Source organism: Shimia sp. R9_3, from assembly GCF_017743755.1.
In the GTDB taxonomy this organism is placed as follows: domain Bacteria; phylum Pseudomonadota; class Alphaproteobacteria; order Rhodobacterales; family Rhodobacteraceae; genus Shimia.
Genome location: NZ_JAGHRP010000011.1, coordinates 1 through 26,003 on the forward strand (window position 1 = coordinate 1; position 26,003 = coordinate 26,003).

Genomic DNA, 26,003 nt, shown 5'->3' on the forward strand with positions numbered 1-26,003 from the left:
GCGGCGGGGGCATCGTTGACCGGGGTGACGGTGATGGTGATGGTGCCGGTGTCCTGCCCGCCATTGCCGTCATCAATGGTGTAGCTGAAGCTGTCACTCCCAGAAAAATCCGCATCGGGAGTGTAGAGATAGCCTTCGCCGTCCAGCGTGACGGTGCCGTTTGCGGGTGTGCCGATGGCCGCGATGGAGAGGAGGTCGCCATCAGCGTCGCTGTCATTGGCAAAGAAGGGAATATAGACGGAGGCGTCTTCGTTGGTTGTGATGGCGGTGTAGTCCCCGGCCACCGGCGCGGTGTTGTCATTCACGGCGACGGTCACGGTGCCGGTGGCGAGGCCGCCTGCGCCATCTGACAGCGTGTAGGTGAAACTTGCCTGACCTGAGAAGGTGGCATCCGGCGTGAAGGTGATGGTGTCGCTAGCCAGCGCCACAGTGCCACCCACGGGCGCCTCCACCGACAGGACGGAGAGTGTCTGGGTCAGCTCCGGGTCACCATCGGTGTCATTGGCTAAAAGCGTGGCCACGGCGATGGAGATCGGGGTGTTGAAGGCGGTGGAGAGCCCGCCGTCATCAGTGGCCACCGGCGCGTCGTTGACGGGGGCAATATTGAGCGTGACGGTTGCGGTGCTTGTTTCCCCGTTTCCGTCGTTGATCTGGTAAGTGAAGCTGTCGTTGCCGTTGAAATTTGCGTCCGGCGTGTAGGTGAAGCTGCCGTCATCATCGAGGGTGAGGGTGCCGTTTGAGACATCGCTGGTCAGGGTGACACTGATCGGATCGCCATCGGGGTCGCTGTCGTTGGCCAGAAGGCCCTGGGCTGCGTCTATGGCGAGGGGGGTGTCTTCTGTCAGGCTGTAGCTGTCATCGGTGGCCACGGGGGGCAGGTTGACGAGGGCCACGGCGAGGGTGACGGTGGCGGTATCGCTGCCGCCATTGCCGTCTGCCACGGTGTAGGTGAAGCTGTCGGCGCCGGAGAACCCAGCGTCCGGCGTGTAGGTAAGCTGGCCGTTGGCCTCAATCACCACGGAGCCGTTGGTGGGATCTGTCACGCTGGTGACGGTCAGCGGATCGCCGTCCGGATCGCTGTCATTGCCCAGCACGTCGAAGGTGACGGCCAGGTCTTCATCGGTTGCGGCGCTGTCATCCTGTGCCACTGGCGCGTCATTGATGGGGGCAACAAGCACAACCACGGTTGCGGTGTCGGTGGCGCCGTTGCTGTCGGCCACGGTGTAGGTGAAGCTGTCGTTGCCATTGAAGTTTGCATCCGGCGTGTAGGTGAGCTGGCCGTTGGCCTCAATCACCACTGTGCCGTTGGCGGGATCAGAGACGCTGGTGACAGACAGCGCGTCGCCTTCCACATCCGCATCATTGCTGAGCACATCAAATGTGAGCGCGAAATCCTCATTGGTGCTGACGCTGTCATCTGCGGCGGCGGGGGCATCGTTGACCGGGGTGACGGTGATGGTGATGGTGCCGGTGTCCTGCCCGCCATTGCCGTCATCAATGGTGTAGCTGAAGCTGTCACTCCCAGAAAAATCCGCATCGGGAGTGTAGATGACCCTTCCATCAGTCGTTAGATCCACTGTGCCGTTGGAAGGTTGCTCAACCGAGGCCAATGAAACAGCATGACCGTCAACGTCTACAGCGTTTTGCAGCAGATCAATGGTAGTTGCGCTGTCCTCGAGGGTGCCAATGGTGTCGTTGGAGGCGATTGGGGGCGTGTTTTCAGCGACCTCGATGAGCACTGTTGCCGTAGCTAGCCCGCCCGCACCATCAGAAACTTCATACGTGAAGCTGGCTTGCCCGCTAAAATCTGCGTCTGGCGCGAAGGTTACAGCACTTGTTGAGAGCGCAGCCGTGCCTCCTACCGCAGAGCCAACCGAAAGCATTGTGAGGGGCTGCACAGTTTCTGGATCACCATCGGAATCATTGGCCAAAAGTGCGGACATGTCGATCGCCAAGGGCATATTATACGCAGTGGATAATCCGATATCGTCTGCTGCAATCGGCGCGTCGTTGACGGGGGTGATCGAAAAGGTCACCGTTCCGGACGTGCTGTCGCCCTGTTCGTTCTCCACATTGTAGGTGAAGCTGTCGGTGCCTGCGAAATCGGCGTTTGGCGTGTAGGTCACATCCCCGTTTGTCAGGAGGGTCGCAACGCCGTTTGAGGGGGCACTTGTTGCGGTGAAGGACAGCGTTGAGCCGTTGGCACCACCGACCGCGCTGGCGAGGTTCAGTGACATCGAGGTATCTTCAGCCAGCTCAGAATTGGTGTTTTCGGTCGTTAGCTCTTCGCTCTCAGTGCTTCCGGATGAGGAGGATCCTCCGTCTTGACCTGAAGAGGCGTCATTAACTGGAGAGTTTGTTGGCGGGGGCGTGGGTGCGGGCGATGTTTGCGCCGCAGGCGCACCAATTTGTGTGAAAGACTCACCACTTGTGGTGTCGCCAAGACCTGGGTCGGAAGAAAAGGTACCGGTGTCAGCGGTTTCTGTTCCGGGACCAAGCCCCGGATCAGCAGTACCAAGGGAGCCTGTGTCTAAGCCATCCTCGCCAGTGACCAAATTTGTTACGCCTTCAAGGCCAAGATCCCCGCCGTCGGCGTCTAGTTGCGCAAGAGCGAGCGCGGCGATGCTTTCTGCTGAGGTCTCGGAGTTATCGACCTCGGAAGGCGCGACCGCCGCAAATTGCTCCTGGCTGTTTTGTTGAAGTGAGGCGTCGTCTTCGCCCTGAGTTTCTGCGTCGTTGGGAGTTTGAGGGACTGTCTCTTCGCCTTCGGAGTCCCCAGGGTCTTGTCCCTGATCCTGAGGAGGTGCTGCATCTTGACCACCGCCACCATCTTGAGGCGTGGGCGCCGGAGCAGGGGGGGCGTCGCCGGGGGCTGCCTGCCCGCCGCCGTCAGGCCCTGCTTCGCCTGTGCCTGTTCCGTCAAAGTCTATGTAGCTGCCGCTGTTCTCCAGACGCAGTTCGGCGCGTTCTGTCACCTCATTTGTTTGGACTTGTAGCGCCTCCGAGTCCGCTTGAACCACCTGGGCGCGCGGCACTGGGCGTGTTTCGCCATCGACGGGTGACACAATCCAGCTGGTTTCCGGGTCGGAAAGGGAAGAGACAAAATTCCCGTTCTGATCAAACAGATCTATGCTGCCGAGAGCGCCGTCTGGCCAGTCTGGCAAGAGAGAGACGACAACTTCCGTCACACCGTTGACCACCACGATGCGCACTTCCACAGTTGTGCCTCTAATGCCGATTGTCGAAGTGGGTGTGTTCACCTCCATGTCGCCGATCTTGGCAACTTGTCCAGCCACAAAAACAAAGCCGCCCTGTATCAGATTAAACGCTGCGGAATTGTCTGACCCGTCAGGATCATAGATCAGCTCGTCCAAAATCATGCGGCTGTCTTGCGCCAAGGTAAAAATCGTTCCGTCGATAAATACCAAAGATACCGTGCTGCCAGCGCCGGTCTGGACCACATCGTTTTGAAAAACCAACGCACCGTCGTTCAGCCGGACGGTAGAGCCGTCACCGCGGGTGACCGTCACCACACCTTCAATCGTATCAACTTGTCCGATGGCGTCAGATGACGCTTGCGCTTGAACAGGAACGATATCTGATTGCGTGATATCTGTGTGTTGGAAAGTCGCTTCGGTCTTTAAGGCGGCTGTGCGCGTATCGATACCGGCCCCAGCAAGCCGAGCCACATCTGCGCCCTGGATTTTCGCTCCATTGGGAGCGATCAGCGCTGCAGGAGAGGCGAAGGTAAAGTACCCAGCAACCCGCAGCGTTTCTGCACCATCAAAAGAGATGACGAGGTCTTGGCCGTCCTTGGCGTAGTCGCCTTGAAAGAGGGCTTCAGTATTCGGGGTCAGAACCTCTGACCCATCCGCCACAACCACAAATTCGTTTTCGCCGCTATCAGGGCGGTCGAACTCACTAATACTCATGGGCAGTCCCCAGGAACAACCAATACAAAAACACGTCCGCGAATATTGAGGCGAGAAACGCCAGGCGGCTCTAAAAACAATTGGATAGAAAATTAAATCAAATTGTAAATAAATGCCACAATTTAGATGTGGGGCTGACTTAAGTAACTGTTATGTTTCGATATTTCATGTTGTGTGACAGATTTACCCTCGACCTCTGGCCGGTATCTGTCTTGCTAGCGTTCGCGTAAAGCCTCGTGCTGGGCGCGCAATACAGGGCGGATAAGATACTCGAGTACCGTTTTGCGGCCGCTTTGTATATCGATGCTTGCAACCATTCCCGCAGAGATGTCGAGTGCTCCGTTGTCGCCTTCCAATGAGGTTTGTTCGGTGCGTAGCATGACTTGAAAATAGGGCACGCCATCGGCGTTGTTGAGCGCATCCGCGCCGATACGTTCTACTTGGGCAGGGAGGTCACCATAGCGCAGATAGTCATAGGCGGTGATCTTGACGGACGCATCTGCCCCAACCCGGACAAAGGCCAGATCCCGTGGGCTGACCTCTGCCTCAATCAGCAGCGTATCATCCAGAGGCACAATTTCTGCCAGCGTCATCGCGGGTTGGACGACACTCCCGACATTGGTGACTGAGATCCGATTGACAGTTCCACGAACAGGCGCACGCAAATCTGTGCGCGAGACCCGATCTCTCGCGGCGGTCAGCGTTTCCTCGACCACTGCGAGATCTCCAAGCACCACCGAGATACGCTCCCGCGCAGTGAGACCATAGGATGATTGGGCAGAGCCGATCTGTTTTTCGGTTTCCGCAATGCTCGCACGGACACGGAGTTCGGTGGCTTCTGACACGGTGATGTCGCCTTCGATTTCCGCCAGCTGCCCCCGCAAGCGCAGGATTTCAATCTCAGGGACCGATCCACTTGCAAAGAGGCCTTCAGAAATTTGGACTTCCCGCCGAAGGGGGGCAGCGACCGCTTCAAGACGCGCGCGTTTTGCGGTCAGTTCCACAAGCTCGGCTTCCCGCTGTAACAGGCGATCTTGCAAAACACTGATCTCCAGATCCAGTTGGCTTCGCCGCGTGTCAAACACGGCTATTTCTGCCGCGATGAGCCTGGCATTCCAGTTCTGTTCTGTCGGGAATGTAAGCACATCTGCCCTTTCGGCTTCCGCTCTGAGCCGGACAAGTTCAGCGGATAAAGCCTGATAACGTTGTTCCAATTCACCGAGATTGGATTGCACCGTTGTATCGTCGATCTGAAAGAGCACCTGACCAGGCTCGACCACATCTCCTTCTGAGATATGGATTGCAGAAACAATACCTCCTTCGGGAGCTTGCACTGTTTGAACTTGGGAGCTGGGCACAACACGTCCAGAGGCACGGGTCACTTCTTCGATTTCGAAGGTTGCTGCCCAAAGCACGAACCCGCCAATGAGCGCGATCACAAACAGCAGCAAGACCCAAAGCCCTTGTCCTGCGTCCTGGCCTCCCGGACGATTGACGAATTCTTCGTCTTCTATCCGCATGGAAAACATCACTCGGCTGCCTTCTGATCGATCTGACGCTCGGCAGGAGTTGTTTGTGACAGTTGATGCATTACCTCGGCGCGTGGTCCATCAAGCACCTTGCGACCCTGTTCAATCACTATGAAACGATCTGCGAGTGCTGCGAGAGACATCCGGTGCGTGGACAAGATCATGCCCACACCTTCCTTTTGCAACAGACGTAGCCGCTCAATTGCTAGAGCTTCGCTTTGATGATCCATTGCGTTGGTTGGTTCATCAAGGAAGATGAACTTCGGACGACGAAGCAAAAGGCGCGCCAGAGACAGGGCTTGCCTTTGCCCTCCAGAAAGCCGTTCACCTCTTTCCCCCGCGAAGTACTCTAACCCTTCAGGAAGGCCTGCAACAAAGGCGTCGAGCCCTGCCAAATGCAGTACCCTCATGATTTCGGCATCCGTAGCATCCGGCACACCCAGCGTGATATTTTCTCGGATGGTACCTGTAAACAGCAGGGGATCCTGAGGCAGATAGCCTACGCCCGCGCGGACGGCTGCAGGTTCAAACTGCGCGATTTCATGACCATCGATCAGCAAAGTGCCTTCTTGGGGCTGGTAGAGACCGTTGATCAGCTTCCCGAGTGTAGACTTCCCCGAACCGATCCGCCCGAGTAGGGCGGTTGTGCTGCCGGGCTCAAAAACTGCAGAAATCCCGACAATCGCTGGAGTTTGCATGTCGGGATAGGTAAATTTTATTTCACGCAATTCGATCTTGCCTTCTCTGACTTGTAGATCGCTGCGCAAGGCTTCGCGTTGCTCGATTTCTGTTTCCACGAAGCGTGAAATCGACCTCATGGACCAGATCGCAAAGTTGGCTCTGAAGATGGTCTGCGTGATACCTGCAAGCGGCGCAAGTATACGGCCTGCCATGATGTTGGCAGCAATCAGGGCCCCAATGGTGACGGTCCCCTTAGACACCAGAAACACACCCAGACAAATGATACCCGCGCTGACGGCCTGTTGCACAAGCACAGTCGCGGATCCTGTAAAATTCGCCCAGTTTCGGGTTTGGGCCGTTACACGCGACGACGCTGCCACCGCGTTCTCCCATTCACGTAACAACACAGGCTCTGCGCCGACGCTCTTGACGGTTTCCAATCCTGTCAGCGCCTCAATCAGCACCTCATTGCGCTTTACGGTCATTTGCTGCGCCTGTCGCGCGGATCGGGCAATTGGCACCTGCGCCAAAACGGCAATGGCTATCATCACCGGAATAGCCGCGATTGGTATCCACGCAAGCGGCCCCACAATCATGGTGAGAACCGTCAGAAAGATGCCGACAAAAGCAAGATCAATGAGCGCGATCAAGGTTGAGGAGGTGAAGAAATCCCGCACCACTTCAAAGTCGCGCAAATTTGTGATTGCGCCGGTTGCACCGCCTTTACGGGCCAGAATTTTTTGCGCTAGCGCCATTTGAAACAAGCGGGAGGCCAGTGCCAAGTCCGCTCTGCGCGACACTCTTTGAATGATTGCACTACGCAGGAGCCGCAATAAGAGATCCAGCCCGAGCGCCAGCCCGACCCCAATCGCCAGTGTGATCAAAGTGACAAAAGCGAGGTTTGGGATCACGCGATCAAAGACATTCATCACAAAAATCGGCAAGGCTAGCCCAGCCAAGTTGACGCCAAAGGCCGCCAGAAACACTTGCAACCATGCAGATTTGTGGCGCGCCAGTTCTGACCAGAGCCAATGTCCACCATTTGGGGCGATCTTTTGTGCATCCGGGCTGAGACGTGAGGAGGTCGAAGCTTCCTTTGACGCAACCAACAGAACCTCACCAGTTAACTGGCGCGATAGAGAGCGGGTCGGAACCTCATCACTTTCGTTTGTAGCAGGATCAACGATTGAGGCCGTGCGCGTTTTGTCATCCAGTCCCACAAGGATCTTCGGGGCCGCTGATTTGGTCATGAGCACGGCGGGTAAGCTGCCGCGGTCAAGCTGCGATAGGCTGCGTTTCACTTTTTTGGCCTTCAGGCCGACCACGTCGAGCGCGCGTATCAGACCTAACGCGCCATCCGTTTCGAACCCTTCAGGCAGGCGTCCGGTCACACCGGTTTTAACAAACGGTCGGCCATGATAGCGCGCTAGCCAAGCCACGACGTCAAGCGCGCTGCGAAGTTCACTGGAAGGGGTGGAAAGATCAGGGTCAGCCACTGCGACGGGCTCTACTCAAGGGCAGGGGCAGAGACGTCAAACCGATCCATCGGTGCGGATTTAACGCGATCTTCGAAGTCCGCGTTGAGTGCGCGTCCTTCTTTGGTGAGGCCAAAATGATCGGAGAGTTTGCTTTGCGCTGCGAGCACGCGGTAGCCTTGATAGTGATGCGCAGCTGAGGCGTTGATCTGACGAATGCGAAGGTTGAAAAGGGCGCGTTCCGCATCAAGAACTTGAAGCAGCGGCCGTTTGGCAGCTTCAAATTCCTGCCGGAAGGCTTCCACAATCAATTCGTTGGTTGAGACGGAGCGATCTAACAGAAGTTTGCGTTCACGAGCTGAATCGTAGGAATTCCAGGCGCGCCGTGCAAAATCGCGCACTTCATTTTCCACCTGCTTTAAGCGGTAGTGCGCCCGGATGAGCAAATCGCGGTTGCGCGCGCGTGTGGCCTCTCTGGTGTTGCCCTTATAGAGTGTCCAATTCAGTCGCACTCCGGCAGCGATTGTCGAATCCGTTCCGCGTGCACCCTCTTGGTTTTGGCCAATGTCGGCGCCGACAAAGGCGTCTAAGCGTGGTTTCCAATCAGCTTCGTCAATTGCGCCCTGATAGGTTTGGGCCTGAATGTCGGTCTGTGCCAGACGCATCTGAAAACTGTTGGTGACAGCGGCGGTTTCAACCGCCTCGCGGGAGGGCGGCGTGTGCGTGTGAAAGGCGCGAGACAAGGTTGACGTTGGTCGTTTGCCGGTCACCAACTCGAACTGGGAGTCCGCGTCGCCGAGTTGTGCCTCAGCCTCTGCAAGCGCGAGTTGGGCGGCCAGCAGCTTGTCATTGGCACGAAAACGATCAGATTCGGACAGTTTCCCAGCATCGACTTGTTCCGCGACCTGCCGAGAGATTTCGCCGTGGCGCGCAAGATTGCGTCGCGACGCCTCAACGATATTTCGGTGCCGGACCACGTCGATATAGGCTTGGATCGCATTCAACGCCAAAGTCTCGGTCGCATCGGACAGGCGTATGATCTCCGCATCCAGTAAGGTCGCTTCGCGGTAGATCCGGTTCATGGCACGCATGCCATCGAGCAGATTGACTTGAACATCTACGCCGATGATGCGCGCGAATTTTGTGTCCCGATTGTCCGCGGCATCCAGCGTTGGGTCATCGACCCATTCGGCGGCCACGCTGCCAAACAAATTCACCTGCGCTCGCTTATCGCCTTGGGCGATGGTGATCATGCGCCCTTGGGCTTCAATTCCGGAAATGGCCGCCTTGCGGGCTTCACTGTTGGACACGGCATTGTAGACCGCATCTACCAGCGTTTCAGCGCGGGCATCTTGAGGGAAAACCGAATAAATGCAGGTAGTCGCGACCGCCGCGAAGGCAAAAAGATTTTTCATGGATCAAACGAAGTGACATAAAATGAAAGTACTGATTAAAAGTCGTTCTTCGTAAGCGATACGCCATTTTGCCCCTCAAAATCAAACGAATACTGGGTTTGGAGGTAGCGCAGGTGGGTAATGGAAAGGCTGGATGAATGCCCTTTGAGCCTTTCTGGCTTGGCGCAAAAGCGTTTTGATGATGTCACAAAATTGGTGCAGAACGATTAGGTTTCGCTGGGGGAGAATTAACCATAACGGTTTGGTCGAAGCGACGGATGCAATCTTTGCGAGAGGCATAAAGGCGTTCTTTTTGCCAGTGGGTTTGCTCTCGTTATTGTCGCTCAGGCATCGCACCAAAAGCCACTCTTGCGCGGTCCTTGAGGAGGTCCAGAAGCCAGATATGGCTAGGATCGCGGTTCCGACTCTTGTGCCAAAACAGGTGCAAGACAACGTCAGGGCACTCAAAGGGCAGATCGTGGGCGCATAGCGCACCGGTTTGCAGGAGCGGGTCGGCAAGCTGCTGTGGCACAACCGCTATCAAATCCGTGGAGGCGACGATACTGGGGATCGAGAGGAAGCTTGCCACCTGAACGACGACATTTCGGTTGGGAAGTTCTTCCCCCATGAGATACTCAAGCGGCGTGTGGCGTCTGCTGTTTTTGGAGCGGATCCACTCTGAGCGCCGTAGGAGAGAGGCTTGGGGCAGAGTTTCAAAATCCGCGATGTCAAAGCCCGAGTTGGCCTTTGGATGATCCGCAGAGCAGATCAGTGTCAGTTTCTCATGCGCTAAAGCGATTGAGCTGAACTGATCTTCGGGCAAGAGGTTGTAGTCCACGGCGTAGCTGAGGTGGCCCGCTTTCAGTTGATTAGGTATGTCGTCGCTGTAGTCTGGATGCACTTTGAGTTTGGCCATGGGGGCCTGCGCGCGGATGGCCTGCAGCAACGCGCCGCTCCAAAGGTATTCAACGGCATGGTTCATTGCGATGGTGATTGTTCGGGAAAAGGTTTCGGCTTCAAAGCCGCGATCCTCAAAGCCATCAAGGATAGAAACCAATGCCGGTTGGATTCGATCATGCAGATCAAATGCCCTTTGAGTTGGTTTTAGACCGCGCGCTGTCCGCACGAAAAGGTCGTCTTCAAACTCCAGCCGCAGCCGTTTTAGTGCGTTGCTGACGGCTGGCTGACTCATGTTCAGACGCTCTGCAGCACGCGACAAATGCTGTTCGCGCATCAGGGCTTCGAAGATTGGAAGCAAATTTAAGTCATGATTTCTTAACATTGCGAATTCATTCATGAAAGTTATAATGTGGTTTTGTAATATATATTAGACGTGATATCAACGCCTCCTATTATTGCCCTGGTTGGCTTAACTAGGGAGGAACGAGCCATGAACGATGAAGCACGCGAAAAATTTCGCGCTCGCTATCGCGCAGCCATCAGCCCCAACTACAGTGGTTTTCTACACCTCTCAGTTGTTCTCTTCGGAGCAGGCGGGTTGATCAGTTTTGGCATTTCCCAATTGGAAAATGTCACCCTTTTGCAGATCCTGTTCGTTGTGGCGTTGTATGTCGTCTACAATTGGGCAGAGTGGTACACCCACTGCTTTTGGGGTCACAAGAAGACAGATCTGTTCAAGTTCTTCTACCAGCGCCACACCGGCGACCACCATACGTTCTTTGTCGAGCATGACATGGAATATCAGATGGTGCTCGACTGGCGTGTTGTGATCTTCCCGATCGCGCTGTTGGTTGCGACTGCGGTCGTGTTCGCGCTGCCTGCGGGCCTTGTGTCTTACTTTGTACTGGGCTGGAACTATGGCTGGTTGGCGTTTGTGACCATCATGTGCTGCTATCTGGCATATGAGGTGCTGCACTTCAGCTACCACCTGCAGAAAGGCTCTGTCACCGAACGGATCTTCAAACTGATCCCAGGTTGGACTTATCTGCGACTGTTCCACACGGTGCACCACAACCGTCACCTGATGGCAGAAGGCAACTTCAACATCACGCTGCCGCTCTTTGATTGGCTCTGCGGCACCCTTTACTTCAGCTCTGACGAATGGGCGAAGGCCAAGGGTAGGGGGAACACCACCCCAGCGGAGTAATCCGACACGTGATTGGCATGTTGTCCGAAAAACCAATGCGATGCCGATGGGGTTTCCGTCGGCATCGCGTCGGCACGTGCTGAGAGCGCCCGTCTGTGATCATTCAGCGATGATCTCTGTCCTCATTCGAACTGAGCTCTAGTTACTAATGTCAAAAAACGATCTGAGACCTTTGAAACAACGTTTTGCCATGTGGCTGATCAAGCGCCCGGCAGGACTGCGGTTTTCTTTGCGCGGCAGCAAGAAAGCGGCGTTGCGAGACTTGGAAGGGGCCGTCAATGAGCGCGTCGCCATTCCAAGACGGGACGGCAATGGGACCATCCGCACGCGCATCTATAAGCCTGCGGATGCCAAGGGGCCTCTCCCTGTTGTGGTCTATTTCCATGGCGGTGGTTTTGCGACCGGATGGCCGGAGCGCCATCACGGGATCTATGAGCGCCTGATGAAAGCGCGCCCATGTATCATTGTGGCACCTGCGTTTCGTTCCTCTTTGGAAGCCCCGTATCCCGCCGGGCATGATGATTGCTATGACGCACTGCTTTGGGTACGCGACAATGCCGAAAGCATGGGTGGGAACAGCCAGTCCATCATTGTAGCGGGCAACGGTTCCGGCGGCGGCATCGCGCTTTCAACAGCATTGCGCGCGCGCGACACAGAGGACGTGAATATCGCGTTTCAGATGCCGCTTTACCCGATGGTTGATGATCGCTCCAAGAATTGGAGTGCACTGCCCAAAGACAAGATCACCTGGACCAAAGAGCATGGTGTGATGGCGTGGCATCTGTTGTTGCGCGGTCTTCGTGCGGAAAAACGCTACGACATCCCAGCCTATGCTGTGCCGACTTTGGCAACGGATCTTTCTAAACTTCCGCCCATGCTCAGCTACGTCGGTGCTGACGACATTCTTATGAATGAAGTCAAAGACATCGCAGAGCGCGTTGAAGCGGCTGGGAACGATGTGACATTCCGCGTCTTTGACGGCCTGTTCCACGCGATGGAAGACAATGTACCAGACGCTCAGGTAACCGTCGATGTGCACAATTGGGTCGAGCGCGAATTCGGGCGCATGATCGATCAACACTGCGGAGCCACCTAAGATGGCGCGCTGGGAAACACTTCAACAAGTTTGTCGGACAGTTGGAGCACTGTCGGCAGCCGCTGTGTTTCCTATCCCTTATTCAGACACTCCAAGAGCCGTTAGCGCAGGATTAAACGGGGGCCTCGGCCCGGTATCCGCGCAGTCTCGGACACAAATTCAAGGATTGCTATGAACCAGAGCCACGCCATTCAAACCGGTTTCGCAAATCTTGCTGATATCGAAAGCTTTGAACAAACGCCGCTAACCAGCCATGATCTTCCTGCCACCACCTATGACGCGCTGAAACGCGGCGCGGCGCTCAATCCGGCAGCGCCTGCGATCAGCTTTTTTGTCTCCGGCAAGGATTATGATAAGCCGAAGACGCTGACACATGGCGAGCTGCTGGCCAAAGTCACTCAAACGGCCAACGCGCTGCGCAAGCTTGGCGTTGGCCCCAATGATGTGGTTGCCTATGTGCTGCCGAACCTGCCGGAAACCCATATGGTGATTTGGGGTGGTTCCGTTGCGGGCCGTGTGCTGGCCATCAATCCGCTTCTGGAAGCGGACCAGATTGCCGAACTACTCAAGGCCGCAAACACCAAAGTCTTGGTGACACTGGAGAAAACGCCACGCACAGATCTTTGGGAAAAGTGCCGCGCGGCGGTTCTTATGGTGCCAAGCATCCAGCATATTGTGACCTGTAGCGTCTTTGGATGGATGGATGGGGCTGCAGCATCCGTTTTCTGGGCTTTGGGAAAGAGTCGGTCGTCCAAGCTGCGTATTTTCAAGCGCCCGATACCGGTCACACGCTTTGAGGATCTGATCAAAGGGGCGCGGTCTGATGATCTGGAATTTGAAGCTCCAAAAGCCTCAGACACCTCCACGATGCTCTGCACCGGAGGCACCACGGGCCTGCCAAAGATCGCCCCGCGGACTCATGCCTCTGAGGTCTATGACGCATGGGCGCTTGCGCAGTTTAACCCAGAGATCTCCTCTCCGGGTGTTTCGGTGCTCTGCGGCCTGCCGCTGTTTCACTCCAACGCAATCCTGGTGACCGGCCTGTTGGTACTGATGTCAGGTGGCAACGTCGTGCTGGCGACGCCGCAAGGCTATAGGGGCGATGGGGTGTTTCCGAATTTTTGGAAGATTGTTGATCACTACAAGATTGTCGCGTTCTCTGGCGTGCCAACTGTTTATTCCGCGTTGCTTGATGTGCCGCGCGATGGTCTGGATATCTCTTCCGTCAAATTTGGTGCCTGTGGTGCCGCGCCAATGCCGGTTGAGCTGTTCAACAATTTTGTCGAGCAGACTGGCATCCCGATTGTTGAAGGCTACGGTCTGACAGAAGGGGCCGTGGCCTCCTCCTTGAACCCGACACATCCGGATGGCGGCGCGCGTATTGGCTCCATTGGTCTGCGTTTACCGCACCAGAAAATGCGCTGTGCTGTTTTGGCGGAAGACGACAGCTTTGAACGCTGGGCCGAGATCGATGAGGTCGGGGTCATCCTGATCTCTGGACCAAACGTCTTTGACGGCTATCTGGTTGAGAGCCAGAACAAAGGGCTTTTCTTTGAGATCGAGAGCGAACACTGGATGAGCACCGGCGATCTGGCGCGTCAGGATGCTGAAGGATACTTCTGGATGACTGGTCGCAAGAAAGAGCTGATCATTCGCGGCGGGCATAATATCGACCCGAAAATCATCGAAGAGGCGATGCACATGCACCCGGGCATCACCATGGCCGCGGCCATCGGCCGGCCCGACGCCAAGGTCGGCGAGTTGCCTGTTCTCTACTACCAAGGGGAAGAGCTCTCCACCGCGGAACTTGCCGAGTTTGCGGCAAGCAACGTGGCTGAGCGGGCTGCCGTCCCGAAAGATTTCATCCGACTGGAAGAGCTTCCGGTGACGGGTGTTGGAAAGATCCACAAGCCAAGCCTGATGATGATGGAGATCGAACGCGTCATCCGAGCTGAAGCCGCAGCGAAAAACCTCGATATCGCTGAGCTGGAACTGACGCAGGACAATCAGCGCGGCATTGTGGCGAAACTACGTATGGTAAACAGTACCGACGAGATGCGTCATGTCCTCGGTCTTTACGCTTTTAACGTCGACTACGAGGACTGATCAGTCGCCTGCGGCGCCAGAGGAGAGCGCTTCAGGCAACCCCAATCCACTCAAGGGAGGAATACTATGGACTTTGCAATCAACGTGGTGGTGCCTGCAGCGCAGGCTTTCATTATGTTCTCATTGGGCCTCGGCCTGGAAATCGCTGACTTCAAACGTGTTTTCACACGCCGCACCGCCTTTGCCATTGGTGCTTTTGCACAGATCGCGCTGCTGCCGCTGGCGGCTTTCTGCGTTGTGATGGTGCTGGACATGCCGCCTGTTTTGGGCGCTGGTTTGATGCTACTCAGCTTCTGCCCGGGCGGGGTGAGCTCCAACGTGATCACCAAGCTGTCGCACGGTGATCTTGCGCTGTCAGTCTCCATGACCGCTGTTACATCTGTGATCGCCTTTATCACGGTGCCACCGCTTGCGACCTGGTCTATTCTCTATCTGATGGGCTCTGAAGCGCCGGATTTCTCCTTCTTTGACATCGCGATCTTCACCTTCCTCGTCACCACGCTGCCGGTTCTGACCGGTGTTTTTGTGCGTGCGGTGGTGAACAAGCTTGCGCGTCGTTTGGAACGTCCGCTGCAAAACATCGCCATTGTTCTGTGGGTGCTGCTGCTGCTCGCGCTGTTCGCCAGCAACCGTCAGGTGATCATCGACAACATGCCGACCCTTGGCTACGCGACCATGCTGCTGCCTGCGGTGTTGGTAGTGATGGGCCTGTTGGTGGCGCGTCTCTTTGGTCTCAACAAGACTGAGTCCAAGACAGTCAGCATCGAGACAAGCGTTCAGAACTCTCCGCTTGGCATCACGCTGGCCATCGTGATCACTGGGACTTCCACCAACTTTGCTGAGGTGCCACTAGCGCTGCCGTCTGCCATGTACTCGATCACGATGTATGTGGTGGTTCTGCCGGTGATGTTCCTGTTCCGCTGGTTGAGCCGCGATGAGGCTGTGGAGGCCACACCAGCTGACGCCTCTGCGTGATGGGCTGGTGACAGCTACTCTAAGGTCCCCGGCGTTTCGCATATAGCGGTGGGGATGCCTTGGCAGCGGTGCCGCGCCAAATTTGGTGCCGCTGTTTTGCGAAACGCTAAATTGGCCTGAAACAAGAAAGAGCCCGGGATGATCCTGCTAGAAGCGCTGAATCGTCTCGGGCGTTTTATGTTTGTCAGTAGGTTATGTTGAGAGCTGTGTTGCCACAGGACTTGGCCTTGTATGGCTGTGAAAGGGCTCTCAGCTCAGCCTTTTTGGATCATAAACTCCAACCGACCGTCCACTTCGGACATGCTGATAAACTGGTGGCCGGCTTCATTGCAGAAGTGCGGAACGTCAACAATGGCGGCGGGATCATCTGCGATCAGCAGCACTTTGGCGCCTTGTTGCAGCGGCTCCATGCGCTTGCGTAGGCGCAGAACGGGGAGGGGGCACAGCAGGCCGAGGGCGTCGATTTCCAGATCCATGAAAATCACATATGCGCGATGTTTCGAAGTGTCCACAAGGATGTTACCGGAGCATGGGTGACCTTGGCGAAGGGATACACTAAGTGTTGCCTCATGTTTGGAATTGATATCATCGATGCAGGGCTGCTCCCTGCCATGTTCGTGGCTTTGCTGGCGGGGACCATCTCGTTTCTGAGCCCCTGTGTGCTGCCGATCGTGCCGCCCTATCTTGCCTATATGAGTGGCATGAGCATGTCAGAGCTCACCACCCAACAGGAGGCGCGCCGGAAGGTCATTATCACGGCGCTGTTCTTTGTGCTGGGGCTCTCTACGGTCTTCCTGTTCTTAGGGTTTACGGCCTCGGCATTTGGTGCATTTTTCCTGCAAAACCAAGAGCTTTTCAGCAAAATTGCTGGGGGCGTGGTGATCATCTTTGGTCTGCACTTCCTGAATGTCTTCCGCATCCCTTTTCTGGATCGCGAAGCGCGGATTGATGCCGGGGACTCTGGCGGATCTGCCTTTGGCGCCTATGTGCTGGGCCTCGCCTTCGCCTTTGGCTGGACGCCATGCATTGGCCCTCAGCTTGGTGCGATTCTCTCCATTGCGGCGAGTGAAGCCTCCATTGCGCGCGGCACCGTTTTGCTGGGTGTCTATGCGGCGGGGCTGGGCATTCCGTTCCTGCTGGCGGCTGTCTTCCTCAACCGTGCCATGGGCGTGATGAACAAGATTAAACCCCATATGGGCACCATTGAGAAGGTGATGGGTGGGCTGCTGCTGTTTGTGGGCATCATGCTCCTGACCGGTGCATTCTCCACATTCTCCTTCTGGCTGCTGGAAACATTCCCGGCGCTTGCAACACTCGGATAAGGCTTAATTTTGCCCATCTGACGGTCTATGCTATCTCCAAAGGAGAGAGCAGCCAATGGGCGAAAACACCCAACACCAGAGCGTGCGTAAGCGCCGTGTGTTTTATATTCCCGGATATGACCCGATCCACCCGCGCCGGTACCGTGAACTGTACCGCAAGGAGGGGGCCGCTCAGGCGGAGATTTCAGGGTACGAGATGGCGCTTGCCCCTAAGATGGCAGGCGCTGGTCCGTTTGGCTGGCATGCCACTGGGCGTTTTCAAGGTGTTGAAAGTGAAGCGGATTTTGAGGTTCTGATCTGGTCGGATATCGTCAAAGACAGCATGGATCAGGGCATCTTTGCCACCTATGTCCAACTCCTGCGGACAGCTTGGATCTACATCGGCAGTGGCGCGCTTGCGCGCCTGATGAAGCTACGCAAGGGGCCGGTGATTGCAGCGCTCTATCCGGTTGTCTTTCTATTGACCCAACTGGTCTTCGCCTTGCTGGTGGCCTGGGGTGTCGGAGCCCTTTTGGCACTGGTGTTGCCGTGGTGGAGCAAAGTCTTCGGCCTGCTTGTGGTGCCGCCAATTCTCAAGTGGTTTCAAAGACATGATGGGAAGTTCTTTGCCTACTATCTGATGCATGACTACGCCTATTCGGCGTCGACGCGCGGGGCCAATCCTGTGGAGTTGGAAGCGAGAATGGCACAGTTCAAAGAGCGCATTTCTGAAGCTTTGCAGAGCGACTGTGATGAGGTTCTGGTGGTTGGGCACTCCAGCGGGGCGCATTTGGCTGTCTCTGTTCTGTCCGATCTGATCCGCGAAAATCGGCTGCCACCTGAGGGGCCAAAGTTGGCGTTTCTGTCGCTTGGGCAGGTTGTGCCCATGGTCTCTTTCTTGAGTGATTCCTATCGGTTACGTGGCGATCTTGCCTTTCTTTGTCAGCGTGAGGACATCACCTGGGTCGATGTGACTGCACCCGGAGATGGCTGTGCCTTTGCGCTGTGTGATCCGGTTTCGGTGACGGGGGTTGCGCCTGAGAGCGGCAAAAAATGGCCTCTGGTGGTCTCTGCAGCTTTCACGCTGACCTTGACGCCTGAGCGTTGGAAAGAGCTGCGCTGGCGCTTTTTTCGGCTGCATTTTCAATACCTTTGCGCCTTTGATAAGCCCGGTCATTATGACTATTTTCAGATCACCGCTGGTCCTTTGACACTGGCGGAGCGTTATGAGGGGCGGAGCCCGTCCAAGTCGCGGATTGAAAAGCCGGTGAACAAGTTTACGAAGATAGCCCCATGATCCCACCAAAGCCGACACCGCGGCCGGATAAAGTCTCATTACGTCAATACGTTAAGCTGTTTCGGCAAGATCTGCTTTCGGCCCAGCCGCAGCGGCTTTACCGCGCTTGGATGGCGGAGTTTCGCACGCCGTTTTTCCGATCCTACATGATCAATCAGCCGTCGCTGATCCAGACAGTGCTCAAGGAGCGGCCCGATGATTTCCCGAAATCTCAAAGGGTTAGTGAGGGATTGAAACCTCTGTTGGGGGAGTCGGTCTTCCTCACCAATGGGGAGACTTGGAAGCGGCAGCGGCGGATTATTGATCCGGCTTTTGAAGGCGGGCGGCTGCGCGATACCTTTCCGGCGATGTGGGCTGCGGCGGAATCTGCGGTGGCGCGGCTTGAGAGAAATGTCGGGCAAGACATTGAAATTGAAGAGGAAGCCAGTCACGCGGCGGCGGATGTGATCTTTCGCACGCTGTTCTCAATTCCTATTGAGCATGAGATCGCCGGGCGGGTTTTCAGCGAATTTCGCACCTATCAGCGCTCAGCTCCGATTGTGAATTTGGGTGCGTTCCTGCCGTTACCCCGTTGGTTTCCAAGGTTTTTTCACAAAGACACAAAGAGCACCGCAGCCAGCATTCGGGCTTTGATCACCGGTCTCACGGAAGAGCGGATGGCGGCGATTGAAGCGGGGACGGCACCGGATGATCTGGCCACGAAGATCATGACGACGGTTGATCCGGAGACCGGAAAACCTTTTGATACCAATGAGATGGTGGATCAGGTTGCGATCTTCTTTCTGGCGGGGCATGAGACAAGTGCCTCTGCACTGGCCTGGGCGCTGTATCTCTGTGCGCTGTTTCCGGAGTGGCAGGAGAAAATTGCTCAAGAGGCGCAAGGGCTTGAGGCCGACTTTGCCGCGATCAGCCGTTTGAAAATCAGCCGTGATGTGTTCCGCGAGGCGCTGAGGCTCTATCCGCCGGTGCCGATGATGGTGCGCGAAACAACATGTCCGGAAGACTTCCGAAAACGCGAAATTCGTGAAGGATCTCAGATTGTTATCTCACCCTGGCATTTGCACCGGCAGGAGCGGCTTTGGGACAATCCGGATGCGTTTGATCCGACGCGATGGCAGACGGAGAACGGCAAGCAATGCGCGCGGGAGGCCTATGTGCCGTTCTCGGCAGGGGCGCGGGTTTGCACCGGTGCGGGCTTTGCGATGGTGGAGGGGGTGTTGATGCTGTCGATGATTTTGAAGCATTTCAAACTGACCCCCGTGGGCGATCCACCGGTGCCGATTGCGCATCTGACGGTGCGGTCGCGCGATGGCATTAACCTTCGGATTGAGCGCCGGATTTAACGTCGGTATCGCGTCGGTAATGCGACGTTATTGCGTAGGTGCAAAATCGCGGTTTCAAAGGTTAACGCTAATGCACGACACGGGCCGTGGCGGCAGGTTTTTCCGACAAATTTGAGCGCTGCGTTCGGTGCTGCCTGAGATGAAAAGAGGCGCCCATAGGCGCCTCAGATCGTTATTGCTCTTCGTGCCACCAGACACCCGGCAGCCAATCAACCCCGTCGCCGTAGATCGGCAGGGTCTCCGGGAAATGCAGGTTCTTGTTATGGGCCACGCGACCAACCGCATACGTCCAGATCGGGATCACATAGCGGCCGGTGCTGAGCACACGGTCAAGCGCGCGGGTGGCGGCGACAAAATCCTCCTGTGAGGTGGCGGTGAGCATTTCGGTGATCATGGCGTCGATTACGGGAGACTGCACACCCATCAGGTTGCGCGACCCTTCTTGTTCGGCAGCATCAGATCCCCAATAGAGGCGTTGCTCGTTGCCCGGGCTGAGCGAGATGGCGCGGCGGTAGTTGGTGATGTCAAAATCAAAAGATCCGGTGCGCTGATTGTATTGAGGTCCATCGACAAGGGTGATGGTCACGTCGATGCCAAGCGCCTCCAGCGATTTGCTGTAGATATCGGTGATGGCCTTGTTTTCGGTGTCGCCCTGTTTGAGCAGAATTTCGAGGGTGAGCACCTCGCCAGCGGCGTTTTGCATTTTGCCGTCAACCACGCTGTATCCGGCGGCTTCCATCAGGCCCATGGCTTTGCGCAGGTTCTTGCGGTTGCGCACGGAGCCGTCCGATTGCGGCAGCGTGTAGCCTTCCAGAGCCTCGGCGGGGAGCTCTGCGGCGAAGGGGGCAAGCAGCTCGGCCACGCGGCCTGTGGCGGGGCCGAGCTGCATCGCCAGAAGGGAGCCGGAGAAGAAGGAGCTGATACGGGGCTGGCGGCCGCCGGTCATGGTGTCGTTGATGAATTCAAAATTGAACACATGCATCAGCGCGTCGCGCACGCGGATGTCATCCAGCGGGGCGCGGCGGGTGTTGAGCACAAGGCCGGTGATGCCGGAGGGTTTCTGGTGCGGGATTTCCGATTTCACCACATCGCCGGATTGGGCGAGCGGGAAATCATAGGCGGTGGCCCATTTCTCTGCGTTGAACTCGCGCACATAGGAGATTTCACCGGCCTTGAAGGCCTCAAACATCACCGCCGCGTCGCCGAAGAAATCAATTTTGATTTCGTCAAAGTTGTTGGTGCCTTTGCGGAACGGCAGATCGTTGCCCCAGTAGTCTGCGTTGCGGCTGAGGGTGACAAAGCGACCGGCCTCGAAATTTGACACCACATAGGGGGCGGTGCCGATGGGCACTTCCTGCAAGGTGATGTCTTCAAAGGATTTGCCCTCAAACTGCGCTTTTTGCAGAATCGGACGCAGGCCTGCGAGCAGGGCCAATTCACGATCTTCGGTGTTGAAGGTGATGCGCACGGTGCGGGGGCCGGTGGCCTCAATGCTTTCGACCTGTTGCCAGAAGCCGAGATAGCGCGGATGGCCGACCGTGCCGAGGGTCTCATAAGACCAGATCACATCTTCGACGGTGACCGGCGCGCCGTCAGAGAATCGTGCCTCTTCACGTAGTGTAAATTCCACCCAAGAGCGATCTTCCGGCGTTTCAATCGATTCGGCGAGGAGGCCGTAGAGGGCAAAAGGTTCGTCCCAATTTCGGCCCATCAGAGATTCATAGGCAAAGAAACGGAGCTGCCATGGAACCTCGCCTTTGCGCACAAACGGGTTGAGAGAATCAAAGGATCCGCCATTGCCGGTGACCACGCGGCCGCCCTTGGGCGCGTCGGGGTTTGCGTATGGGAGGGACACAAAATCCTGTGGAAGTGCAGGGTCGCCATACATAGCGATGCCATGGCGCGGCTCTGCCACGCTTTGCGCACCGGCGAGCGAAAGCGCAAGCAATGCTGCTGCACTGGTGACTTTGGGGAAACTGATTGGTGTCATCGCCTGAACAATCCTGTTGGTGATTTCTTGTCGTTGTCCAAAAACTAGCGAGGGATTTGAGGCTTATCAAACTTTTAGCTTGGAGGTCGGCGCGAGAACGCTTATAACAAGATCACTGCTCGATAGGTTTCTTGCCTGTATGAAACCTGCCTCAATAACTTCACGCCCGCTTCGCGCGGGCGTTTTTTTTGGCCTAATGGGCCGGATCCTGACAGGTCAAATCACAGTCTGATGAGGGCGTTGTGAGGCGTTTACGTAAGACTACGGTAGGGCCGTAATCCCCCTTATTTTGCGAGTGCAGCATGCTATGCTGCGCCTAACATTGTGCAGTCGCAGAGGGAAGGGCTGAGGTATGAGTATGAAAGGCAAAAGCGCGATCATCACCGGATCCAATTCGGGAATCGGTTTGGGCGTGGCGCGGGAGCTGGCGCGAGTCGGGGCGGATGTGGTTTTGAACTCATTCACCGATCGGGACGAAGATCACGCATTGGCTGCGGAGATCGCGGCGGAATTTGGCGTCAACGCGCGCTATATTGCGGCAGATATGTCACAAGGGGACCAATGCCGGAGGTTGATCGAGGCGGCGGGCGGTTGTGACGTTTTGGTCAACAATGCGGGGATCCAGCATGTGGCGCCGATTGACGAGTTTCCGACCGAGAAATGGGACGCGATCATCGCGATCAACATGAACTCGGCGTTTCACACCACCGCAGCGGCGCTGCCGCATATGCGCAAGCGTGGCTGGGGCCGGGTGATCAACATCGCCAGCGCCCATGGGTTGACCGCATCGCCCTATAAGGCGGCCTATGTGGCGGCGAAACACGGCGTGGTTGGCATGACCAAGACCGTGGCGCTGGAAACCGCAGAGGAGCCGATCACCTGCAATGCGATCTGCCCGGGCTATGTGCTGACCCCGCTGGTGGAGGCGCAGATCCCGGACACCATGGAGAAATACAACATGGGCCGCGAAGAGGTGATCAAGAAGGTGATGCTGGAGCGTCAGCCGAGTCGGGAATTTGCCACGGTAGAGCAGCTGGGCGGCACGGTGGCCTTTTTGGCCAGCGACGCGGCGGCGCAGATCACCGGGACCACGATCAGTGTGGACGGTGGCTGGACCGCTTTGTGATTTTGTTTTGAGTTCAGGTGTTTAGGAGGCTTACATGAAGCGCATCAATCTGGCCCTGCAAGGCGGAGGCGCACATGGGGCCTTCACCTGGGGTGTGCTTGACACGCTGTTGCAGGATGAAGAGATCGAGATTGCCGGGATCACCGGCACCTCGGCAGGCGCGATGAATGGGGCCGCGCTCAAGGCGGGCATGCTGAAAGGCGGCCGGGACGGGGCGCGCGCAAATCTCAACTGGTTCTGGGAGAAAATGGGCGCGGCGCAGGTGCCGGGGCTGGATTTGTGGTTTGCCGCTGTGCCGCCCGGCATGGTCAGCCGCAGTATGGAGTACAGCTGGCCGTTTATGGCGGCTGATATGATGCAACAGATGACCTCGCCTTATGCGATGGGGCCGCTTTATGCGCATCCGCTGCGCGCTATCGTGGATGAGATGAGTTTTGATCTGATCTGCGCCGATCAGGGGCCTGCGCTGTTTGTTTGTGCAACCAATGTGCGCTCCGGCAAGGCGCGGGTGTTTTCCGGCAGCGAGATCAGCACCGATGCGTTGCTGGCGTCGGCCTGCCTGCCAACCATGTTTCAGGCGGTGGATGTCTATGATCCCAAGAGCGGGCAGACGGAGGCCTATTGGGACGGGGGCTATACCGGCAACCCGTCGCTCTGGCCGCTGTTTGACCGGAAGTTCCCGGATGATGTGGTGATCGTCAATATCAACCCGTTGCGGCGGGAAACTCTGCCGGTGACACCGCAGCAGATTGCCAACAGAATCAATGAGATCAGCTTTAACGCCTCGCTGATGAGCGAGCTGCGGGCGGTGGCCTTTGTGCAGCGGTTGATTGCCCAAGGCGCGCTGAAGCAGGAAGAAAAGCGCGATGTGAAGGTGCATATGATCGCTGATGATGCGCTGATGAACAGCCTGTCGGTGATGACCAAAAGCTGGCCGGTGACTTCGGTCCTGCTGCAGCTCAAGGAGGCGGGGCAGGCGGCGGCCAAGGCGTTCCTCTCCGCCCATAAGGATGATCTGAACGCGCAAGGCACGGTGGATTTGGCGGCGATGTATGGCGGGTGATGCGCAAGGCTTGCCTCAGGGCGGTCAACGCGCTTCAAGACTGAGGATGGGCAGGGCTGGACGCCGTGCAAAGGGCGAAGGGAGAGACGGGCATGATGACACCTGAGAAGCTGAGAGAGATCTACGGGGATGTGTCGCCGCATGCGGCGCAGAAGGTGATCGCGCAGTTTGACGCGCATTGCCGCAACTTCATCGCCCATGCGCCGTTTCTGGTGCTGGTGACTTCTGACGGGCAAAATCTGGACGCCTCACCCAAAGGCGATCCGGCGGGGTTTGTGGAAGTGGAAAGCGACACCACGCTGTTGATCCCGGATCGGCCGGGCAACAACCGGATTGACGGGCTGCTCAACATTCTGGCGCATCCGAAGGTGTCGGTGCTGTTCATGATCCCCGGCGTGGCGGAAACGCTGCGGGTGAATGGTGTGGCAGAGATCAGCGATGATGCGGCGCTTTGTGCGCGCTTTGCCATCAAGGGGCGTGCTCCCAAGACGGTGCTGCGGGTGACGGCGGAGGAGGTGTTTCTCCATTGTGGCAAAGCGCCGGTGCGGTCAGGCCTCTGGAAGCCTGAGACCTGGCCAACCCAGCGCCCTGTGCCCTCGCTTTATGCGATGATTCAGGATCATGCGGAGCTTGAGGTGCCCTCTACAGAGCAGCCTTATGCCGAGCGGCGATATCGCGAGACGCTCTATTGAGCGGGCCAAGGTGGCAAGGGGGCTTTGCCCCCGACCCATCAGAGATGTGACTCCCCCCAGAGTATTTTTGGCAGAATGAAGGGCGCCTGCGTGAGGCGCTGTGGGCGAGTCTTGGAGTCTCTCTAAGCAGCGGCGGCGCGGCAGAGGCAGCTGGCGCGGATTGGGATGTCGGCGCGGGCGAGGGCTTGATCGAGCAGCAGTTTCACATGCGGCAGCTCCACGGTTTCGCCACGGCGTACCAGACATTCATGCAGCCCGTGCAGCGCCCAGACATTGCGGGGGTGCTGGCTGGGGCGGGGCAGTTTGCCATCAAGGCCGAGATCCGCGCGGTAGACGGCCTCGGCTTCCTCATAGACCCCGGCCTCCATCAGCAGCGCGCCCAAGGCGTGGCGGGTCGGCTGGGGCCATGACCAAGGCTCCTCATATTCAAGATGATCGTCCAGATGCACCGCTTTGCGCAGGCGGCTCAGCCCAGTGTGGTGATCGCCTGCCTTGAAGGCGAGCTCGCCTTTCATCATCTCTTCGGCCACGGCCAGTACGTCGCGTGCTTTGTTGTTAAAGAGCATGCGTGTGTCGGGCACGCCGGCATAGGCGGCGGTGAAGGCGGCCATCATGGTTTGGGCCTCGCTGTGCTGCCCCAGATTGGCAAGCGCCACGGCCTTGGCGTAGTAGATCAGGGCGTTGGTTGTGACATAGAGCTCTTTGTCCTTGGGTTGCGCGAGCCCGATGATGTCTTCCCACATGCCAAAGCGGATATAGACATGGGGTGCGGCGGCGACGAAGGTTTCAAAGATGTCGGGATAGGCGCGCACCACCTCATCTGGCACCTCTTCGCGCAGGCGCAGCACCGCGTCTATGGCGGCGGCTTTCTGGCCCAAAAACATCGCGCCGTAAAAGGCGAAATGCAGATTGTGGATGCGGTAAAGCGCGTAGAAATTGGCCGGTCCAGCGTAGGTTTTGAATTTGTCATCCACTGCGGCGGCGGCGAGATTGCGGTAGAGCACGTTCTGATACTCGCCACAGAGCACATCAATGTGGGTGGCCATATGCACGAGATGGCCTGCATCGGGCACAAGGTCTTTGAGCCTGTCGCCGTGACGCAGCGCGCGCTCGGGGTGTGGCGACATCTCCATCAGGTGGATATACATATGCAGGAGGCCGGGGTGATCCCAGGCCCCCGGGGTGTGATCAAAGGCACGCTCCAGTACCGCGATGGCCTCGGGTGTGGAGGCGTCGGGATTTGGCACGCCGTTTTTGAAATCCCAAAGCTGCCATGGGGTGCGGTTCATCATCGCTTCGGCATAGATGCAGGCAATGTCCAGATCGTCGGGATTGGCCTCATAGACCGGTTTCATGGCGGCAGAAAACCCGTCGTTGAAGGGCTGGTAGTCTTCGATCTCGGGATCGGTTGGGTAGCGTGACGCCAGCGCCTCCAGCAAGGCGCGCTCTGCCGGGGCGGCGTTTTTGAGGGCCAGCCCGTCGCGGAGCGCTGTGTGGGCGCGCGCCAAGGCGGGGGCTTTTTCCTCAGGGGTGAAGACCTCCCAGGGTTTGTTGTAGTTGGGCCCAAACCCATAGGCGACGCCCCAATGGGCCAGGGCGCAGGCGGGATCGGCAACAAGCGCCTTTTCAAAACAGACGATGGCCTCTTCGTGGTTGTAGGCAAAGAGCCAGATCAGGCCGCGATCACACCAGATTTGCGCTTCGGGAACGTCACTTGCGGGGCGGCTGTGGCTGCCCAGATCAAAATACTCTGACATTTAAATGCTCCTCGATAATGGGAGGAGGATAGCACAGATTGGGGGCTGGGCGGAGATTGGGGATGTGGTGGTCGAGAGTTGGAGGTTGGGGTTGTTTTGAAATGTTGTTTCGAATTGGGGATTTAGCGGATGACTCTCA

The 26,003-nt window shown here is 57.1% G+C and carries 18 protein-coding genes; 10 read left to right on the forward strand and 8 right to left on the reverse strand.

Annotated features, from left to right (window positions below; translation table 11 throughout):
• The 5 genes from J7412_RS19650 to J7412_RS19670 form a co-directional block, all read right to left on the reverse strand.
• Window positions 1-3,932, reverse strand: a 3,932-nt coding sequence (locus J7412_RS19650; RefSeq protein WP_209080821.1) for an Ig-like domain-containing protein, incomplete at its 3' end; no start/stop codon positions are given.
• A 215-nt stretch (window positions 3,933-4,147) separates the two neighbouring features.
• Window positions 4,148-5,452: an HlyD family type I secretion periplasmic adaptor subunit gene (locus J7412_RS19655; protein ID WP_247744025.1), complete on the reverse strand. Its 1,305-nt coding sequence runs from the start codon at window positions 5,450-5,452 to the stop codon at window positions 4,148-4,150.
• 8 nt (window positions 5,453-5,460) lie between these two features.
• Entirely contained in the window at window positions 5,461-7,638 is a 2,178-nt protein-coding gene (locus tag J7412_RS19660) for a type I secretion system permease/ATPase (RefSeq protein WP_209080825.1), read from the reverse strand.
• A gap of 11 nt (window positions 7,639-7,649) precedes the next feature.
• The gene (locus J7412_RS19665) at window positions 7,650-9,032 is read right to left on the reverse strand and encodes a TolC family protein (RefSeq protein ID WP_209080827.1); all 1,383 of its coding nucleotides are present in this window, start codon (window positions 9,030-9,032) and stop codon (window positions 7,650-7,652) included.
• 313 nt (window positions 9,033-9,345) lie between these two features.
• Entirely contained in the window at window positions 9,346-10,269 is a 924-nt protein-coding gene (locus J7412_RS19670; RefSeq protein ID WP_209080829.1) for a LysR substrate-binding domain-containing protein, read from the reverse strand.
• A gap of 132 nt (window positions 10,270-10,401) precedes the next feature.
• Between J7412_RS19670 and J7412_RS19675 the strand changes: the two genes are divergently transcribed.
• The 4 genes from J7412_RS19675 (at window position 10,402) to J7412_RS19690 (ending at window position 15,295) form a co-directional block, all read left to right on the forward strand.
• The gene (locus J7412_RS19675) at window positions 10,402-11,118 is read left to right on the forward strand and encodes a hypothetical protein (protein ID WP_209080831.1); all 717 of its coding nucleotides are present in this window, start codon (window positions 10,402-10,404) and stop codon (window positions 11,116-11,118) included.
• Window positions 11,119-11,290: 172 nt separating this feature from the next.
• On the forward strand, window positions 11,291-12,214 hold the full coding sequence (locus J7412_RS19680; RefSeq protein ID WP_209080833.1) for an alpha/beta hydrolase: 924 nt from the start codon (window positions 11,291-11,293) through the stop codon (window positions 12,212-12,214).
• Window positions 12,215-12,385: 171 nt separating this feature from the next.
• A complete protein-coding gene (locus J7412_RS19685; protein WP_209080835.1) occupies window positions 12,386-14,320 on the forward strand; it encodes an acyl-CoA synthetase in 1,935 nt (644 codons plus the stop codon).
• A 66-nt stretch (window positions 14,321-14,386) separates the two neighbouring features.
• The gene (locus J7412_RS19690; protein ID WP_209080837.1) at window positions 14,387-15,295 is read left to right on the forward strand and encodes a bile acid:sodium symporter family protein; all 909 of its coding nucleotides are present in this window, start codon (window positions 14,387-14,389) and stop codon (window positions 15,293-15,295) included.
• A gap of 254 nt (window positions 15,296-15,549) precedes the next feature.
• Here the strand turns inward: J7412_RS19690 and J7412_RS19695 are convergent, their stop codons facing one another.
• Window positions 15,550-15,771: a sulfurtransferase TusA family protein gene (locus tag J7412_RS19695; RefSeq protein WP_209080839.1), complete on the reverse strand. Its 222-nt coding sequence runs from the start codon at window positions 15,769-15,771 to the stop codon at window positions 15,550-15,552.
• A gap of 93 nt (window positions 15,772-15,864) precedes the next feature.
• Between J7412_RS19695 and J7412_RS19700 the strand changes: the two genes are divergently transcribed.
• From J7412_RS19700 to J7412_RS19710, 3 genes are read left to right on the forward strand one after another with little or no spacing between them, the layout of a single operon-like run.
• Window positions 15,865-16,617: a cytochrome c biogenesis protein CcdA gene (locus tag J7412_RS19700; protein ID WP_209062983.1), complete on the forward strand. Its 753-nt coding sequence runs from the start codon at window positions 15,865-15,867 to the stop codon at window positions 16,615-16,617.
• Window positions 16,618-16,672: 55 nt separating this feature from the next.
• On the forward strand, window positions 16,673-17,893 hold the full coding sequence (locus J7412_RS19705; RefSeq protein WP_209080841.1) for a hypothetical protein: 1,221 nt from the start codon (window positions 16,673-16,675) through the stop codon (window positions 17,891-17,893).
• Complete coding sequence (locus tag J7412_RS19710) at window positions 17,890-19,236, forward strand: cytochrome P450 (protein ID WP_209080843.1); 1,347 nt, start codon at window positions 17,890-17,892, stop codon at window positions 19,234-19,236. The genes J7412_RS19705 and J7412_RS19710 overlap by 4 nt, the downstream gene beginning before the upstream one ends.
• 172 nt (window positions 19,237-19,408) lie before the next feature.
• Here J7412_RS19710 and J7412_RS19715 read toward each other — a convergent pair whose 3' ends face one another.
• Window positions 19,409-21,124: an extracellular solute-binding protein gene (locus J7412_RS19715; protein WP_209080996.1), complete on the reverse strand. Its 1,716-nt coding sequence runs from the start codon at window positions 21,122-21,124 to the stop codon at window positions 19,409-19,411.
• 454 nt (window positions 21,125-21,578) lie between these two features.
• Here J7412_RS19715 and J7412_RS19720 point away from each other — a divergent pair, with 454 nt between their 5' ends.
• The 3 genes from J7412_RS19720 (at window position 21,579) to J7412_RS19730 (ending at window position 24,107) form a co-directional block, all read left to right on the forward strand.
• Window positions 21,579-22,352 (forward strand): 3-hydroxybutyrate dehydrogenase, encoded by a 774-nt coding sequence (locus J7412_RS19720; protein ID WP_209080845.1) that lies wholly within the window; start codon window positions 21,579-21,581, stop codon window positions 22,350-22,352.
• Between the two features lie 34 nt (window positions 22,353-22,386).
• Complete coding sequence (locus J7412_RS19725) at window positions 22,387-23,415, forward strand: patatin-like phospholipase family protein (protein ID WP_209080852.1); 1,029 nt, start codon at window positions 22,387-22,389, stop codon at window positions 23,413-23,415.
• A gap of 92 nt (window positions 23,416-23,507) precedes the next feature.
• Window positions 23,508-24,107, forward strand: coding sequence for a pyridoxamine 5'-phosphate oxidase family protein (locus J7412_RS19730; protein WP_247744026.1), 600 nt, complete (start codon window positions 23,508-23,510; stop codon window positions 24,105-24,107).
• A gap of 122 nt (window positions 24,108-24,229) precedes the next feature.
• On the opposite strand, the gene J7412_RS19735 is transcribed toward J7412_RS19730, so the two are convergent.
• Entirely contained in the window at window positions 24,230-25,864 is a 1,635-nt protein-coding gene (locus J7412_RS19735) for a hypothetical protein (RefSeq protein ID WP_209080854.1), read from the reverse strand.
• Between the last annotated feature and the right edge of the window lie 139 nt (window positions 25,865-26,003).

Bases quoted from the DNA above. Each gene is read 5' to 3' on its own strand.
- J7412_RS19655 (WP_247744025.1), bottom strand. From the start codon at position 5,452: ATGCGGATAGAAGACGAAGAATTCGTCAATCGTCCGGGAGGCCAGGAC.
- J7412_RS19665 (WP_209080827.1), bottom strand. From the start codon at position 9,032: ATGAAAAATCTTTTTGCCTTCGCGGCGGTCGCGACTACCTGCATTTAT.
- J7412_RS19675 (WP_209080831.1), top strand. From the start codon at position 10,402: ATGAACGATGAAGCACGCGAAAAATTTCGCGCTCGCTATCGCGCAGCC.
- J7412_RS19685 (WP_209080835.1), top strand. From the start codon at position 12,386: ATGAACCAGAGCCACGCCATTCAAACCGGTTTCGCAAATCTTGCTGAT.
- J7412_RS19690 (WP_209080837.1), top strand. From the start codon at position 14,387: ATGGACTTTGCAATCAACGTGGTGGTGCCTGCAGCGCAGGCTTTCATT.
- J7412_RS19695 (WP_209080839.1), bottom strand. From the start codon at position 15,771: ATGGATCTGGAAATCGACGCCCTCGGCCTGCTGTGCCCCCTCCCCGTT.
- J7412_RS19700 (WP_209062983.1), top strand. From the start codon at position 15,865: ATGTTTGGAATTGATATCATCGATGCAGGGCTGCTCCCTGCCATGTTC.
- J7412_RS19705 (WP_209080841.1), top strand. From the start codon at position 16,673: ATGGGCGAAAACACCCAACACCAGAGCGTGCGTAAGCGCCGTGTGTTT.
- J7412_RS19710 (WP_209080843.1), top strand. From the start codon at position 17,890: ATGATCCCACCAAAGCCGACACCGCGGCCGGATAAAGTCTCATTACGT.
- J7412_RS19715 (WP_209080996.1), bottom strand. From the start codon at position 21,124: ATGTATGGCGACCCTGCACTTCCACAGGATTTTGTGTCCCTCCCATAC.
- J7412_RS19720 (WP_209080845.1), top strand. From the start codon at position 21,579: ATGAGTATGAAAGGCAAAAGCGCGATCATCACCGGATCCAATTCGGGA.
- J7412_RS19725 (WP_209080852.1), top strand. From the start codon at position 22,387: ATGAAGCGCATCAATCTGGCCCTGCAAGGCGGAGGCGCACATGGGGCC.
- J7412_RS19730 (WP_247744026.1), top strand. From the start codon at position 23,508: ATGATGACACCTGAGAAGCTGAGAGAGATCTACGGGGATGTGTCGCCG.
- J7412_RS19735 (WP_209080854.1), bottom strand. From the start codon at position 25,864: ATGTCAGAGTATTTTGATCTGGGCAGCCACAGCCGCCCCGCAAGTGAC.